The sequence below is a fragment of the Nioella sp. MMSF_3534 genome, assembly GCF_030732985.1.
GTDB lineage: Bacteria > Pseudomonadota > Alphaproteobacteria > Rhodobacterales > Rhodobacteraceae > Nioella.
The window spans coordinates 1-15,113 of record NZ_JASHJX010000070.1; the positions used below are offsets into that span (position 1 = coordinate 1).

At 64.7% G+C, this 15,113-nt stretch carries 16 protein-coding genes and 1 pseudogene; 12 read left to right on the forward strand and 5 right to left on the reverse strand.

Annotation, left to right across the window (positions count from 1 at the left end; all coding sequences use genetic code 11):
* The 7 genes and pseudogenes from RBB16_RS19380 to RBB16_RS19410 all read left to right on the forward strand — a co-directional run.
* Positions 1 to 457: pseudogene (locus tag RBB16_RS19380) on the forward strand (energy transducer TonB); the annotation flags it as partial.
* A gap of 136 nt (positions 458 to 593) precedes the next feature.
* Positions 594 to 1,928, forward strand: coding sequence for a Tol-Pal system beta propeller repeat protein TolB (gene tolB, locus RBB16_RS19385; RefSeq protein WP_306047684.1), 1,335 nt, complete (start codon positions 594 to 596; stop codon positions 1,926 to 1,928).
* An 87-nt stretch (positions 1,929 to 2,015) separates the two neighbouring features.
* Complete coding sequence (gene pal, locus RBB16_RS19390; protein WP_306047685.1) at positions 2,016 to 2,516, forward strand: peptidoglycan-associated lipoprotein Pal; 501 nt, start codon at positions 2,016 to 2,018, stop codon at positions 2,514 to 2,516.
* A 3-nt stretch (positions 2,517 to 2,519) separates the two neighbouring features.
* Complete coding sequence (gene ybgF, locus RBB16_RS19395) at positions 2,520 to 3,341, forward strand: tol-pal system protein YbgF (protein WP_306047686.1); 822 nt, start codon at positions 2,520 to 2,522, stop codon at positions 3,339 to 3,341.
* The gene (tilS, locus tag RBB16_RS19400) at positions 3,338 to 4,582 is read left to right on the forward strand and encodes a tRNA lysidine(34) synthetase TilS (RefSeq protein WP_306047687.1); all 1,245 of its coding nucleotides are present in this window, start codon (positions 3,338 to 3,340) and stop codon (positions 4,580 to 4,582) included. The genes ybgF and tilS overlap by 4 nt, the downstream gene beginning before the upstream one ends.
* Before the next feature lie 78 nt (positions 4,583 to 4,660).
* On the forward strand, positions 4,661 to 6,577 hold the full coding sequence (gene ftsH, locus RBB16_RS19405) for an ATP-dependent zinc metalloprotease FtsH (protein ID WP_306047688.1): 1,917 nt from the start codon (positions 4,661 to 4,663) through the stop codon (positions 6,575 to 6,577).
* Positions 6,578 to 6,697: 120 nt separating this feature from the next.
* Positions 6,698 to 7,300 (forward strand): MOSC domain-containing protein, encoded by a 603-nt coding sequence (locus tag RBB16_RS19410; protein ID WP_306047689.1) that lies wholly within the window; start codon positions 6,698 to 6,700, stop codon positions 7,298 to 7,300.
* Here the strand turns inward: RBB16_RS19410 and RBB16_RS19415 are convergent.
* A complete protein-coding gene (locus RBB16_RS19415) occupies positions 7,297 to 7,752 on the reverse strand; it encodes a hypothetical protein (protein ID WP_306047690.1) in 456 nt (151 codons plus the stop codon). The genes RBB16_RS19410 and RBB16_RS19415 overlap by 4 nt on opposite strands.
* A 347-nt stretch (positions 7,753 to 8,099) precedes the next feature.
* Here RBB16_RS19415 and RBB16_RS19420 point away from each other — a divergent pair, with 347 nt between their 5' ends.
* From RBB16_RS19420 to RBB16_RS19440, 5 genes are all read left to right on the forward strand, one after another.
* Entirely contained in the window at positions 8,100 to 9,776 is a 1,677-nt protein-coding gene (locus RBB16_RS19420) for a formate--tetrahydrofolate ligase (RefSeq protein ID WP_306047691.1), read from the forward strand.
* A 78-nt stretch (positions 9,777 to 9,854) separates the two neighbouring features.
* Entirely contained in the window at positions 9,855 to 10,748 is an 894-nt protein-coding gene (locus RBB16_RS19425; protein ID WP_306047692.1) for a bifunctional 5,10-methylenetetrahydrofolate dehydrogenase/5,10-methenyltetrahydrofolate cyclohydrolase, read from the forward strand.
* 3 nt (positions 10,749 to 10,751) lie between these two features.
* Entirely contained in the window at positions 10,752 to 11,069 is a 318-nt protein-coding gene (locus RBB16_RS19430) for a chorismate mutase (protein ID WP_306047693.1), read from the forward strand.
* Positions 11,066 to 11,965 (forward strand): bifunctional methylenetetrahydrofolate dehydrogenase/methenyltetrahydrofolate cyclohydrolase FolD, encoded by a 900-nt coding sequence (gene folD, locus RBB16_RS19435; protein WP_071688855.1) that lies wholly within the window; start codon positions 11,066 to 11,068, stop codon positions 11,963 to 11,965. Before RBB16_RS19430 ends, folD begins: the two co-directional genes overlap by 4 nt.
* 393 nt (positions 11,966 to 12,358) lie before the next feature.
* Complete coding sequence (locus RBB16_RS19440) at positions 12,359 to 12,997, forward strand: CDGSH iron-sulfur domain-containing protein (protein WP_306047694.1); 639 nt, start codon at positions 12,359 to 12,361, stop codon at positions 12,995 to 12,997.
* Between the two features lie 18 nt (positions 12,998 to 13,015).
* On the opposite strand, the gene RBB16_RS19445 is transcribed toward RBB16_RS19440, so the two are convergent.
* The 4 genes from RBB16_RS19445 to pdeM form a co-directional block, all read right to left on the reverse strand.
* Positions 13,016 to 13,483, reverse strand: a complete 468-nt coding sequence (locus RBB16_RS19445) for an SRPBCC domain-containing protein (protein WP_306047695.1) — start codon at positions 13,481 to 13,483, stop codon at positions 13,016 to 13,018.
* Complete coding sequence (locus tag RBB16_RS19450) at positions 13,473 to 13,793, reverse strand: metalloregulator ArsR/SmtB family transcription factor (protein WP_306047696.1); 321 nt, start codon at positions 13,791 to 13,793, stop codon at positions 13,473 to 13,475. The genes RBB16_RS19445 and RBB16_RS19450 overlap by 11 nt, the downstream gene beginning before the upstream one ends.
* Before the next feature lie 58 nt (positions 13,794 to 13,851).
* On the reverse strand, positions 13,852 to 14,256 hold the full coding sequence (locus tag RBB16_RS19455) for a PaaI family thioesterase (RefSeq protein ID WP_306047697.1): 405 nt from the start codon (positions 14,254 to 14,256) through the stop codon (positions 13,852 to 13,854).
* A gap of 78 nt (positions 14,257 to 14,334) precedes the next feature.
* Positions 14,335 to 14,997: a ligase-associated DNA damage response endonuclease PdeM gene (gene pdeM / locus RBB16_RS19460; protein ID WP_306047698.1), complete on the reverse strand. Its 663-nt coding sequence runs from the start codon at positions 14,995 to 14,997 to the stop codon at positions 14,335 to 14,337.
* Positions 14,998 to 15,113: the final 116 nt, after the last annotated feature.

Sequence of the window (15,113 nt, forward strand, 5' to 3'; positions counted from 1 at the left end):
TACCGTGGCGGAGGCCCCGGTGCCCGACAGCCCGCCCGAGGTGGAGGAGCGCGACCCGCTGGCCGATGCGATTGCCGCTGCGGTTGCCGAGGCCGCAACTGAAACGCCGCCGGCACCCGCCGCGCCCTCTGGCCCGCCGCTCTCCGCCGGGCAGCGGGACGGGTTGCGGCTGGCGGTGCAGCAATGCTGGAACGTCGGCAGCCTGTCCTCCGAGGCGTTGCAGACCGTTGTCACGATATCGGTCCAGATGTCGCGCGATGGACGGCCCGAAACCGGCTCCATCCGCATGATCGACTCGCGCGGCGGGTCCGATGCGGCGGCCCGTCAGGCCTATGAAGCGGCGCGCCGGGCGGTGATCCGTTGCGGGGCGAATGGCTATGACCTGCCCGAGGAAAGCTATGACCACTGGCGGGTGCTGGAGATCACCTTCAACCCCGAGGAGATGCGGCTCAGATGATGCGTCAGGCCCGCCCCCTGCGCGCCCAAGGCGCAAGAACCTGCCGACACGGGCCGGGTTCCGATCTTCTATGTGATCGCTATAATCCGTGCGATATTTCCATGATGACCTTCCGCCCCGAGGAGTTGAGCCATAAATGACTCGTCTGTTTCACGCCCTGCTGGCCTCGTTGCTGGCCGTCGCCGCGCTGAGTGCGCAGCCCGCCACCGCGCAAAGCCCCGGCCCTCTGCGGATCGAGATCACCGAAGGTGTGATCGAGCCCTTGCCCTTCGCCCTGCCGGAATTCATTGCCGGGAACAGTGCGGCCACAGATGCGGCCAGCGATATCACCCGTGTGATTGCGGCTGACCTCGTGGGCACGGGCCTGTTCCGCGAAGTGCCGCGCAGCGCACATATTTCCTCGGTCACCAGTTTCGACAGCCCGGTACAATGGAGCGACTGGCAAGCCATCAACGCGCAGGCACTGATCACCGGCTCGGTCACGATGGAGGGCGGGCAGCTTGTGGTGCGCTTCCGGCTCTTTGACGTGTTCTCGGAACAGCCGCTCGGCTCGGGCCTGCAATTCGTGGGCAGCCCCGACAGCTGGCGGCGCATGGCCCATACGGTGGCCGATCACGTCTATGAACGGATCACCGGCGAAAGCGGCTATTTCGACAGCCGCGTGGTGTTCGTCGCGCAGGAAGGCCCCAAGAACGCCCGGCTGCGCCGCATCTCGATCATGGATTACGACGGCGCGAATGTGCAGTTCCTGACCGACAGCCGGTCTTTGGTGTTGGCCCCGCGCTTTTCGCCAACCGGGGATCGCATCCTCTACACCAGTTACGAAAGCGGCACCCCGCAGGTCTATCTGATGGACCTGGCGACCGTGCGCAGCCGTCCGCTGTCCGAGAACAGCCTGGCCATGACCTTCAGCCCCCGGTTCTCGCCCGACGGGCGCAGCGTGGTCTATTCGGAAGAGCGGGGTGGCAATACCGATATCTACCTGCTGAACCTGGCAACGGGGGACCGCCGCCGCCTGACCGACGCGCCCTCGATCGAGACCGCCCCCAGTTTCTCGCCCGATGGCAGCCAGATCGTCTTTGAAAGCGACCGCTCGGGGTCTCAGCAGCTCTACATAATGTCCGCAAATGGCGGAGACGCCCGCCGCATCAGCCGCAATGAAGGCCGCTATGGCACCCCAGTCTGGTCGCCGCGTGGCGATCTTATCGCCTTCACCAACCAGCAGGACGGGCGCTTTCATATCGGTGTGATGCGCACGGACGGGTCCGAGGAACGGCTGCTTACGTCGTCATTCCTGGACGAAGGCCCCACATGGGCGCCCAATGGCCGGGTGATCATGTTCACCCGAGAAACCGCCGGGGCCGATGGCGCGCCCGCGATCTACTCGGTCGATATTTCGGGCCGCAACCTGCAACGCGTGTCGACCCCCGGCATGGCCTCCGACCCGGCCTGGTCGCCGCAGTTGCAATAAGCTTTCCAACGGGCAGGGGCATGTTCACGAAAGCCCACCCGTGATACCCTTGCGCCAATAAAAGCGCTTCAATGAGGACGACGCAGGATGAAACTCTTTCTGAAACTGACCCTTCTGGTGGCGGTGCTTGGCCTGACGGCCTGTGGCGACAACCGCTATTTCGGTGACGCGGGCATGGGTGGCGGCGCAGGTGCCGGTGCGGGTGCGGCGGGCGACCCCAACTCGGTAGCCTATTTCAACGAAACCGTGGGCGACCGGGTGCTGTTCGAAGTCGATCAATCTACCCTGACCGCCGAAGGCCGCGCGACGCTGGACGATCAGGCCGACTGGCTGCTGCGCAACATGGAATACAACGCGCTGATCGAAGGCCATGCCGATGAACAGGGCACGCGGGACTACAACCTCGCGCTTGGTGCTCGCCGGGCCGCAGCGGTCCGCGACTACCTGCTGACCCGGGGCATCACCGAGGGCCGGCTGCGGACCATCAGCTATGGCAAGGAACGCCCGCTCGCGATCTGTTCCGAGGAAAGCTGCTACCGGCAGAACCGCCGCGCGGTGACCGTGCTGGAAATCGGAACGGGGGCCTGATCCATGCGGCGCGCGCTGATCTTCGCCCTTGTCCTGGCGCTGCCCACCCCGGCGGCGCTGGCGCAAAGCCGGTCCGAGACGCTGGCCGATATCCGCCAGGAACTGTCGGTCCTCTGGGTCGAGATCCAGCGCCTGCGCACGGAACTGTCCACCACCGGCGGGGTGACGGGCACGGGCGGCGGCAGCACGCTGGAACGCGTCGACGCGATTGAACGAGAACTGCGCCGCCTGACCAGCGCCACGGAAGATTTGCAGATCCGCGTCGATAGCATCGTGTCCGACGGCACCAACCGGATCGGCGATCTGGAGTTTCGCCTGTGCGAGCTGGAGGACGATTGCGATATCGGCTCGCTTGGGGACACACCCACGCTTGGCGGTGGCAGCGCGCCGGTTGCAACACCGGCCCTGCCGGTGACGAGCGGCTCCAACGGACCGCGCCTTGCCGAAGCCGAGCAAAGCGATTTCGACCGCGCGATGGCAGCTTACGAAGAAGGCGACTATGCCGGGGCCGCGCAGGGCTTCCAGGCCTATACTGATACCTATCCCGGCGGTGCACTCAGCGCAGAGGCGCATTTCTGGCGGGGCGAGGCCGAGGCCGCCCAAGGTGCCTGGAACCGGGCCGCGCGGGCCTATCTGGCCAGCTTCAGCGGTGCGCCTGACGCCCCTAGTGCCCCCGAAAGCCTGTACCGTTTGGGGACCAGCCTCAACGAACTGGGTCAGCGCGATGAGGCCTGCCTGACCCTTGGCGAGGTGGAAATCCGTTATCCCTCCTCTCCCATCGTACTGGAGGCGCGCGCCGCCATGACACGGATCGGCTGCAATTGACGCTTGATGCCCGCTTTGCCGCCGCGATGGAGCGGCTGCTGGCGGGACACCGGCCCGAAAGGCTGGCGGTTGCGGTTTCCGGCGGCGGGGATTCGCTGGCGTTGCTTGGGCTGGCCTGTGACTGGGCCGAGGAAAACCATTGCCGTATCCATGCGCTGACGGTCGATCACGGGCTGCGGCCAGAGGCGGGCGACGAGGCCCTGCTGGTCGCGCGAGAGGCGATGCGCATGGGCGCGCAGCACGACACGCTGTACTGGACCGGGTGGGACGGCAAGGGCAACCTGCAGGCCGCCGCGCGGGATGCCCGCTATGGCCTGATGCGCGAATTCTGCACGCGGGAGGGGATCGGTGCGATCCTTCTGGGGCACACGCAGGACGATCAGGCCGAAACCGTGCTGATGCGGCTGGCGCGCGGATCGGGGGTTGATGGGCTCTCGGCCATGCCCGAGGGTCGCTTTGGCCGCGATGACATCCTGCGTCCGGTGCTAGCTGAGAGCCGCGCCGACCTGCGTGTCTGGCTGACACGGCAGGGCATGCGCTGGTTCGAGGACCCCACCAATGACGACCCCCGTTATGACCGGGTGCGGGCGCGACGGCTGCTTACGCAATTGGCCCCCTTTGGAATCGATGCCTCCCGCCTTGCCGACACCGCCGCCTCGATGGCGCGGGCGCGGGTTGCTCTGCTGGCGCGGGCGCGGGACTTGGCTGACAGGATCGTGACCGACCGACAGGGGCTGCTGATCTATGACCGGGCGGGCCTTGAGCGGACCGAAGAGGAAACCCGCCTTAGGCTGGTGTCGCACGGGCTGGCCTGCCTGTCGGGGGCCCCATACAAACCGCGGCTTGCCTCGCTTTCGGCCACGCTCGACCGCGCGCTGGAGGGGCAGGGGGGCACCTTGCAGGGCTGCCGCCTGATTCCCTCGCGCGACAGCCTGATGATGGTGCGTGAATTCAAGGCGGTCGCTGATCTGACGGCCCCGGCTGACGGTCAAACGCTTTGGGACGGGCGCTGGCGCGTTCTGGCCCCCGCCCACCCCGTCGCCACGATCCGCGCTTTGGGCGAGGATGGGTTGGCGCAATGGGACCGCCCGGCGACCTTGCCCCATGCCGCTTTGCTGTCCTGGCCCGGTGTCTGGCAGGGCGATACCCTGCTGGCCGTGCCCGGTTTCTGGAACGACGACGCGATCCGTTGCGAATATGCCGCATCGGCGGGTTTTCACGCCGCGTTAAAATCGCATTGAAGTCAGGGGCTGCATGCCTATTTTAGGCACAGTGTCCGGCGCGGACCTTCCCCGGGCGCCGATGTAAGGAGAATTCTCTTGGGCAATGCGAGAAATATCGCCTTCTGGGTCATCCTGTTTCTGTTGATCCTTGCTCTGTTCAATCTGTTCAGCGGCAACCAGTCCACGGTCAGCGCGCGCAGCGTCGCCTATTCCGACTTCATCGCGCAGGTTGAGGGCGGGTCTGTCAGCAACGTGGTGCTCGATGGCGAAACGATCCAGTTCACCACCGGGCAGGGCACGTTCGAAACGACCCGTCCGTCCGAGGTCGATGTGACCCCGGTGCTGCTGGAAAATGACGTGCGCATCCAGGCACGGCCGCAGGAACAGTCGGGCTTCATGGCCGGTCTGATGATGTGGCTGCCGGTGCTGGTGCTGATCGGCGTGTGGATTTTCTTCATGAACCGCATGCAGGGCGGCGGGCGCGGCGGGGCCATGGGATTCGGCAAGTCCAAGGCCAAGCTGCTGACGGAAAAGCATGGCCGCGTGACCTTTGACGACGTGGCCGGCATCGACGAGGCCAAGGAAGAGCTGGAAGAGATCGTCGAGTTCCTGCGCAATCCGCAGAAGTTCAGCCGTTTGGGTGGCAAGATCCCCAAAGGCGCGCTGCTGGTCGGCCCTCCGGGCACCGGTAAGACGCTGCTGGCCCGTGCGATTGCGGGTGAGGCGGGCGTGCCCTTCTTCACCATCTCGGGCTCGGACTTCGTGGAGATGTTCGTGGGTGTCGGTGCGAGCCGTGTCCGCGACATGTTCGAACAGGCCAAGAAAAACGCGCCCTGTATCGTCTTCATCGACGAGATCGACGCCGTTGGCCGGTCGCGTGGCGTGGGCTATGGCGGCGGCAATGACGAGCGCGAACAGACGCTGAACCAGCTGCTGGTGGAAATGGACGGGTTCGAGGCCAATGAAGGCATCATCATCGTTGCAGCCACCAACCGCCCCGACGTTCTGGACCCCGCGCTTCTGCGTCCGGGCCGCTTCGACCGTCAGGTGCAGGTGCCCAACCCCGACATCAAGGGCCGCGAGAAGATCCTCGGCGTTCACGCCCGCAAGGTGCCGCTTGGCCCCGACGTGGACCTGCGCATCATCGCACGCGGCACGCCGGGATTCTCGGGTGCTGATCTGGCCAACCTCGTGAACGAGGCGGCGCTGATGGCTGCCCGTGTGGGCCGTCGTTTCGTGACGATGGAGGATTTCGAGAACGCCAAGGACAAGGTGATGATGGGGGCCGAACGCCGGTCCATGGTCATGACCGAGGACGAGAAAAAGCTGACCGCCTATCACGAGGCCGGGCATGCGATTGTCGGCCTCAACGTCCCGCAGCACGATCCGATCCACAAGGCGACGATCATCCCGCGTGGCCGGGCGCTCGGCCTCGTGCTGTCGCTGCCAGAACGCGACCAGCTGTCGGTAAGCTACACCAAGTACACCTCCAAGATCGCCATGGCCATGGGTGGCCGCGTCGCGGAAGAGCTGATCTTCGGCCCGGAAAACGTGACCTCCGGCGCGGCATCGGACATCCAGCAGGTGACCCGGATCGCCCGCGCGATGGTGACCCAGTTCGGCTTTGCCGAAGAACTGGGTTATGTGGACTACGCCAACGAACAGCAGTCGCATCTGGGGTCTTACGGCGGTGGCACCAACCATTCGGCGGCGACGCAGAAGGTCATTGACGACAAGGTCAAGGAACTGGTGGACGAAGGCTACCAGACCGCCAAGCGCATCCTGACCGAAAAGGCCGATGATCTGGAACGTCTGGCGCAGGGCCTGTTGGAATACGAAACCCTGACCGGCAACGAGATCACCAAGGTGATCGCCGGTGAGCCGCTCAATCGGGGCGAGGATGACGACGATACCGATACCGGCGGAACCGCCTCGGTCACGGCCATCCCCAAGACCAAGCCCAAGGCCAAGCCGTCGGATGATGGCAGCCTGGAGCCTGAGCCGACCACCTGATCGAAACAGACCACGAAAACCCCGGCCTCAGCGCCGGGGTTCTTCTTTTCCGCAATCTGTCCCTTGCACCTTTCCGGCCCTCGCGTCACATCTGGGCGCGTCAACCGGAAAGGAAGTCCCATGCCCGCCTTGCTGCCCACCTCCTTCACCGCGCGCGTGGTCTGGCTTGGGGCCAATCCCGACCGCGAGATGGGCCTGCCGTCGCGGTCCATGGACAGTATGGCGCTCGGATTTGGTGGATATGAGGAAGAGACCCATGCAGGTCTGACTCGGCCCTCTTGCAGCCGGGTGATCTCCCAGCATCCGAGGGGCACCGAGATCCGCAATGTGCGGCAACTGACAGTGCTGAGCGCCGAGGAGCTTGCCGCAATCGCCGCCGAAATGGGGGTGGAGGCGCTCGACCCCGCGCTTGTCGGGGCAAGCCTCGTGATCGAGGGCATCCCCGATTTCACCCATGTGCCGCCCTCGTCGCGCCTGCAGGGGCCCGATGGCGTGACGCTGGTCATCGACATGGAAAACCGCCCCTGTCACCTGCCTGCGAAACCCATCGACGCCGAGGGACCGGGCCATGGCAAGGCCTTCAAGACAGCGGCACAGGGGCGGCGCGGGGTGACGGCCTGGGTGGAACGGGAAGGGGTGTTGAGCGTGGGCGATGCGCTGCGTCTGCATATCCCCGATCAGCCGGTCTGGCCGCATCTGGCCACAGCGCGCGGGATGGATTAGGCCCGCAAGGTACGAAGGATCCAGAGAACGCCCCGGATGGGCAGTCTGATCAGCAGGACGGCCAGCCAGAGAAACAGGGCGATCTGAAGCACCGCGAACACCACGGCCGGGGCGATCTGGTACCATGGCTGATGGCCGGACAGCATGTTTCCGTTCAGCAGGGCAAAGGGAAACAGCCCCATCGTGAAGGTGCTCTCGACCCAGAATTCCACGACGCGGCCCAAACCGGTATCCGGGCAATGGGCAGAGATATGGAACCAGCCGCTTGTCAGCCGGCAGCCATACCAGGAGTCTTCTGAATAGGCCCGGTCAGGAAGGCGGGATCGGATCAGCCCGCCAATGACCATGTAGCCGACAAAGAAAAGGCTTAACCAATCAAGGCCCCGGATGACCTGTCGCCATCTTCGGGGCCTTTGGGGAAATGCCGGATCCTGGTCTTTTGCGTCAATCACGCTCAGGTCCTGTGGAAGAAAACATTGTGGTCCGGCAGACAGGCCGGACGCTGAAAACTCATACCAATGCCAGAACCGTCACGGCAAGGCTGACACCGAAAGCGAAACCTGCGTGGATCAGAACGATGGGTGCGGTCATTTGAATTCTCCAGAGCGATATGGCGCGTTGTGTATCAATCTGTCGTCTGGTGCCCCTTACAGGTTCAAAAGTTTTTTCATGCCGCGCATCGGAAACAGGAATTGGCGGATGAAAGCCTGAAAACGTCGGAAACGCCCCTGTCCGGTCGGGGCTTTCTCGCTATGGCTGTGTCCAGATAACTGCCCCCTGCCAACAGGACCGACTCAAAATGGCCTTCAAGACCGACATCGAAATCGCCCGCGAAGCAAAGAAACGCCCGATCCAGGAGATCGGCGACAAGCTTGGCATCCCGTCCGATCACCTGCTGCCCTACGGCCATGACAAGGCCAAGGTCAGCCAGGACTTCATCAACTCCGTTCAGGACCGTCAGAACGGCAAGCTGATCCTCGTGACCGCGATCAACCCGACGCCCGCGGGCGAGGGCAAGACCACCACCACCGTGGGTCTGGGCGACGGGCTCTGCGCCATCGGCAAGAACGCCGCGATCTGTATCCGCGAAGCCTCGCTCGGGCCGAATTTCGGCATGAAGGGCGGCGCAGCTGGCGGCGGTTATGCGCAGGTCGTTCCGATGGAGGAAATGAACCTCCACTTCACCGGCGACTTCCACGCCATCACCGCCGCGCATAACCTGCTGTCGGCGATGATCGACAACCACATCTACTGGGGCAACGAGCTGGAGATCGACGAGCGTCGCGTGTCCTGGCGCCGTGTGCTCGACATGAACGACCGCGCCCTGCGCGATACCGTGACGTCGCTCGGTGGCGTCGCCAACGGCTTCCCGCGCCAGACCGGCTTCGACATCACCGTTGCCTCCGAGGTCATGGCGATCCTCTGCCTTGCCAAGGATCTGGCCGACCTTCAGCGCCGCCTCGGCGACATGATCGTGGCCTACCGCCGCGACCGTAGCCCGATCTATGCGCGCGACATCAAGGCCGATGGCGCCATGACCGTTCTGCTGCGCGACGCAATGCAGCCGAACCTGGTGCAGACGCTGGAAAACAACCCCGCCTTCGTGCATGGCGGTCCGTTCGCCAACATCGCCCATGGCTGTAACTCCGTCACCGCCACCACCACCGCGCTGAAACTGGCCGATTACGTGGTGACCGAAGCGGGCTTCGGCGCCGACCTGGGGGCCGAGAAGTTCATGAACATCAAGTGCCGCAAGGCGGGCCTCGCGCCGTCCGTCGTGGTGGTCGTCGCCACCGTGCGCGCGATGAAGATGAACGGCGGCGTCGCCAAGGCCGACCTGGGTCCGGAAAACGTCGAGGCCGTCAAGAAGGGCTGTCCGAACCTCGGTCGTCACATCGAGAACGTCAAATCCTTCGGCGTGCCGGTTGTCGTGGCGATCAACCATTTCGTCACCGACACCGATGCCGAGGTGCAGGCGGTCAAGGATTACGTGACTGAAATGGGATCGGAAGCGATCCTGTGTCAGCACTGGGCCAAGGGCTCGGAAGGCACCAAGGAACTGGCAACCCGCGTAGCGGAAATCGCCGATGCCGACATGGGCAATTTCGCCCCGCTTTACGGCGATGAGCTGAGCCTGTTCGAGAAGATCGAAACCGTCGCCAAGCGCATCTACCGCGCCGACGAGGTTCTGGCCGATGGCAAGATCCGCAACCAGCTGAAGGAATGGGAAGACCAGGGCTATGGCAACCTGCCGGTCTGCATGGCGAAAACCCAGTATTCCTTCACCACCGACCCGAACCGCCGTGGCGCGCCCACGGGCCATTCGGTGCCGGTGCGCGAGGTGCGCCTGTCGGCCGGGGCTGGCTTCGTCGTGGTGATCTGCGGTGAGATCATGACCATGCCGGGCCTGCCGCGCAAACCTGCGGCGGAAACCATCCGCATCAACGAGGAAGGCCTCGTCGAAGGCCTGTTCTGAGGTCCGATTAATGGGGCGGCTTTCGGGCCGCCCCTTTTCCATGCGTTTTCCAAGATACGACATGAGGATTTCCCGCATATGCGTGCAGCCCTGATCGACGGCAAATCCATCGCGGCAGACATGCGCGCCCGCGTGGCGGCAGAGGCAGAGGACCTGGCTGCCGCAGGCTGGCAACCCAAGCTGGTGTCGATTTCCGTAGGCGATACCGCTGCGGCCGAACTCTACGTGCGCAACCAGCAAAGGAGCGCCGAGAGCGCGGGGGTGGAGTTCGAGGCACGAAACTACCCGGCGGAAACCTCGCTGGAACAACTGACCGGCATCCTTCAGGGCCTCAATGCCGACCCGCGTGTCAATGGCATCATTATCCAGCGCCCTCTGCCCGACCATATCCCGGTGAAAGTGCTGCAAAAATCCGTGCACCCGCTGAAGGATGTGGAGGGGATGCACCCCGCCTCCATTGGCAACATCGTCTATAACGACCTCGCGCTCGGGCCTTGTACCGCCGTTGCGGCGGTGGAGATTCTGAAGACGCTACCCCTGCCGATGGAGGGGCTGAACGTCACCGTGATCGGCCATTCCGAGATCGTGGGCAAACCGATTGCCTTCCTGCTGATGGGGCTTGGCGCGACGGTCACGGTCTGCCACCACATGACCCGCTCGGTCGCGATGCACAGCCGCGCCGCCGATGCGGTGTTCGTGGCCGTGGGCAAGCCGGGGCTGGTGACGGGCGACATGCTGAAACCCGGCGCGGCGCTGATTGATATCGGGATCAACCGGATCGAAACGGCGGACGGCCCGAAAACCGTGGGCGACGCCAATTTCGACAGTTGCGCAGAAGTGGCGGGCTGGATCACGCCCGTGCCCGGCGGGGTCGGGCCGGTGACGGTCGCCACGCTGATGAAGAACGCCGTTCTGGCCACGCGGATGCAGATGGAGCATTACCGCGCGGCCTTTGCGAATACGGAGGTCTGAGCGATGACCAATCGCCCCGCGCCGGGATCGGTGCAGACAATGGCAGAGCTTCGCAGCTGCATCGACGAGATTGACGAGGCGCTGCTGGTGCTTTTGGCAGAGCGTCAGCGCTACACGGACCGCGCGCCGGAGCTGAAGGCGCGCGAGGGGATTGCGGCTGCGGCCCCGTCACGGGTGCGTCAGGTTCTGGACCACGTCCGGGCGCGGGCAGACGCGGCGGGCATGGATGCGGATCTTGCGGAATCCATGTGGCGAATCATGATTGAGACGGTGATCGCCCGCGAAGAGCGGGTCATCGGCAAGGAAGGGAAAGACGGATGAGTGCAACCATTATCGACGGAAAGGCCTTCGCGGCCAAGGTCCGCGCGCAGGTCGCCGAGCATGTGGCCCGGCTGAAGGAAGAGCAGGGCATCACCCCCGGCCTTGCCGTGGTGCTGGTGGGCGAGGACCCGGCCAGTCAGGTCTATGTCCGCTCCAAGGGCAAGCAGACCGTCGAGGTCGGCATGAACAGCTACGAGCACAAGCTGGAGGCCGACACCTCCGAAGAGGATCTGCTGGCGCTGATCTCTCGGCTGAACAACGATCCGTCCGTGCATGGCATCCTGGTGCAGCTGCCGCTGCCCGGACATCTGAATTCTGACCTTGTTATCAATTCGATAGACCCTGCGAAGGACGTGGACGGGTTCCATATCTCCAACGTTGGCCTGCTCGGCACCGGGCAGAAAAGCATGGTGCCCTGCACGCCCCTGGGCTGCCTGATGATGCTGCGCGATCACCATGGGTCGCTTTCCGGCATGAATGCGGTCGTGGTCGGGCGCTCGAATATCGTGGGCAAGCCGATGGCACAATTGCTGCTTGGTGATAGCTGTACCGTGACGATCGCGCATTCGCGCACCAAGGATCTGGCGGCTGTCTGTCAGGGGGCCGATATTCTGGTCGCCGCCGTGGGCCGGCCCGAGATGATCCCCGGTGATTGGGTCAAGCCTGGTGCCACCGTGATCGACGTGGGCATCAATCGCATCCAGCACCCGGAGAACCCGGAGAAAACCAAGCTGGTCGGCGATGTGGACTATGCCAGCTGCGCCGAGGTCGCGGGCGCGATCACGCCGGTTCCGGGCGGGGTCGGGCCGATGACCATCGCCTGCCTGCTGGCCAATACGCTGACCGCCTGCTGCCGGGCGAACGGGCTGGCGGAGCCGGAAGGGCTGACCGCCTGACGGGCTGAAAAGAGGGGGGTGCCATGCGTACACCCCCTGTACACCCCCCGTACACCACCCGTGCAGACGAAACCCGGATTTCCGAGACCGGTCGGATCGGGCCTGCACCCGTGCCGCTTGCGCGGGGAAGAGGTTTCGAAACCTCTTCACAAGGGCCTTGGAAGGCCCTTCCCCCGCGCGGGGTGAGAGGCGTGTGCTACGGATCTGAAGGCGGCCGTAAGCTCTGCCCACTCCGGCGGTTGGAATGGTGGTGAGGGCGGGATGCCTCCGGCGGAGGTATTTGTCGCCAAGATGAAAGGGAGGGTGCGGGACATGGTTGACGATGTTTTGATTGGGATGTGCGCCCGGGGCGTCTAGGCTGCGGGCGACCCCGCGCAGAACAGGAGCCCGCTCATGGCCAAGCCTCGCAGTTACACCGGCACCGATATCGAGATCAGCTTTGACATGGCGCGCTGCATTCATGCGCGCAATTGCTTTCTCAACCTGCCTCAGGTCTTCGATCCAGCCCGGCGGCCCTGGGCAACACCGGACGCGGCCCCGGCGGAAGAAATCGCGGCGATGATCCGCACCTGTCCCTCTGGCGCGCTGGCATTCCGGCGGCTGGATGGTGGGGTTGAGGAACGGCCCCGGCCCATCAACCGGGTCCGGGTGCAGGAAAACGGGCCGGTGGAGCTGTCGGGCGATCTGCGCATGGGGGAGGAGCGGTTCACCCGAATGACGCTCTGCCGCTGCGGCCAGTCCGCCAACAAGCCGTTTTGCGACTATGCCCATGTGAAAGCCGGGTTCACCGCGACCGGAGAGCCCGTGCCGTCGGACAAGGACAGCGAGACGCGGATGGGCGAGGCGCTGGAGGTGCGTCCGGTGCCGAACGGGCCGGTCGGGCTGGTGGGGCCGGTTGAGGTCACCTCTGGCACCGGGGCGCGGATCGCGCGGGCGGAGAAGGTTTTTCTCTGCCGGTGCGGGCAGTCCGCCAATAAACCCTTCTGTGACGGCAGCCACAAACCGGCGGGGTTTTCCACGGAAGCGGGCTGAGCCGCCAGTGGCCCGCCGCTAGAGCGTATCGAGCTGCAGGTAGAAGGCCTCCATCCCCTCGGTCATGCCGGTGGCAATCGCCTCGTCCCGTGCGTCGCTGCTGTCGAATGTCATGGTTATGGTCATCAGGGTTCCGCTTGCGTCCGCGGCAAACTCCGTGACGATATGATTGTCGCTGGTGGTCATCTCCGGCAGATGCATGCGTTCCACATGTTCGATCCGGTGGGGCGGGTCGAGGGCAAGGAATTCACCTGAGACGGAGAAGCTGGGCATGTCGCCATCTGCACTTTCCCAGACCACCCGGAAGCTGCCGCCGGGGCGAGCGTCGTAGGTGCAGTCCGACACCACATATCCCATGGTGCCGGACATCCATTGGCGGACAAGCGCGGCCTCGGTATGGGCGCGGAAGACGCGGTCGGGCGGGGCGGCGAAGGCCCGTGTCAGGATAAGCTGCCTGTCGCCCTGAAGTTTCGTTTCAAGTGTCATCCTTGGGGTCCTCTTGAGCCAGAAGGGTGTCGAGGCGGGCATAGTTCGCCTCCATGATCGCCCGGAACTTGTCCAGCCAGGCGTCAAGTTCGGAGAGCCGATGGGGTTTCAGCCGGAACATGCGTTTGGTCCCGGCGCGGCGGGTGTCGATCAGCCCGGCCTCGCGCAGCGTGCGGAGGTGGCGCGATACGGCGGGCTGCGACAAGGCAAAGGGGCGGGCGAGATCGCCGGCGCTGGCCTCTCCCTTGCGCAGCTGATCGACGATCGCGCGGCGGGTGGGGTCGGCGAGGGCCGCAAAGAGACTGTCCATCGAAGCATTCATAACGGAAACCGTATATAACGATTCGGTTATGTCTACAAGGGTGGTGTCAGATCGGCACCATTGTTCCCTGAAGCACCGCCACGATTTTGCGGGTGCCATCAGAGTATTCGGTTTCCACCGTGGCGCGCGTCACTACCAGACGGCGGCCGGGCTTGATGACCTCGCCGGTGGCGATCAGCCGTGCGCCATCTGCGGGGGCAACCAGATTGATCTTCATCTCGGCGGTCAGGACCTCGGCCCCATCGGCCATGGTGGTCAGCGCCGAATAGCCCGCGGCACTGTCGCCCAGGGCAAAGGTCAGGCCCGCATGGGCAAAGCCGTGCTGCTGGCTGGTTTCAGGGCGGATCGGGGCGGAAATTACGACCCGGCCTGTGTCGATGCTGTCGATGCGCGCACCAAGGCTCGTCATCAGCCCCTGTTTGTCAAAGCTGTCGCGGATGCGTTGGTCCATGTTCCGTCCTCCCTGTCCGGCTATCCTGCCGGGGGGCAGGGGGTGCGGCAAGCGGGAGCGGAAAGAACGCAGCGTCGCCTAGCGGGGCATGGGGACCGCGAGGGGGGGATTGGCCAACAGGATCGCCTGCGCGCCCGGCCCCATCAGGGTGCTGAGCGGTGGCCGGTCCGTGTGCAGCCCGCCGGTATAGGTGCCATAGGCGGGCAGGATAAGGCGCGTGTCGTCGCGCAGGAAACAAGGGCGCGTGAGGCTGCGGACCTTGAGCGGGAGCCGTGCCTTGGGGTGGTAATGGCCGGAGATTTCGCCAGTCGCACCGGGGGTGGCGATGTGGCGGAAGGTGAGGGGGCCTTCCCGGTGCTGTTCAAGGTGGCTGCCGCCCAGATCGACGGGGCCTGCATCGTGATTGCCCTCGATCCAGATCCAGCGGCGGCCTGCCATGAGCGTGGTCAGCATGGCGCGGGCCTGATCCTCCAGCGCGCGCATGGCGTCGAGATCGTCGAAACTGTCGCCCAGGCAAATGACCGTTTCAGGCTCGGTGGCACGGATATCGGCGTCGAGCCGGGTGAGGGTTTCGCGGGCCTCATAGGGCGGCAAGATCGGGCCGCCGCGCCTGGCCATGCGCTCTGATTTGCCAAGATGCAGATCAGAGACGCAAAGCAACCGTTGCGCAGGCCAGTGAAGCGCGCCGGAGGGCAGGGCGGTCAGGGTTTCGCCGGCAAAGGGGAAGGGCAGCCCGTTCATGGTCTGTTCCATCGCATGGGGCGCGGCGTGGCGCAAGGGGCTAGGCTCAGGACTCATAGCCAATAGATGACGGTCGCTGCGAGGGCGATTGCCGATAGGAAGACCCTTGGGCAGCG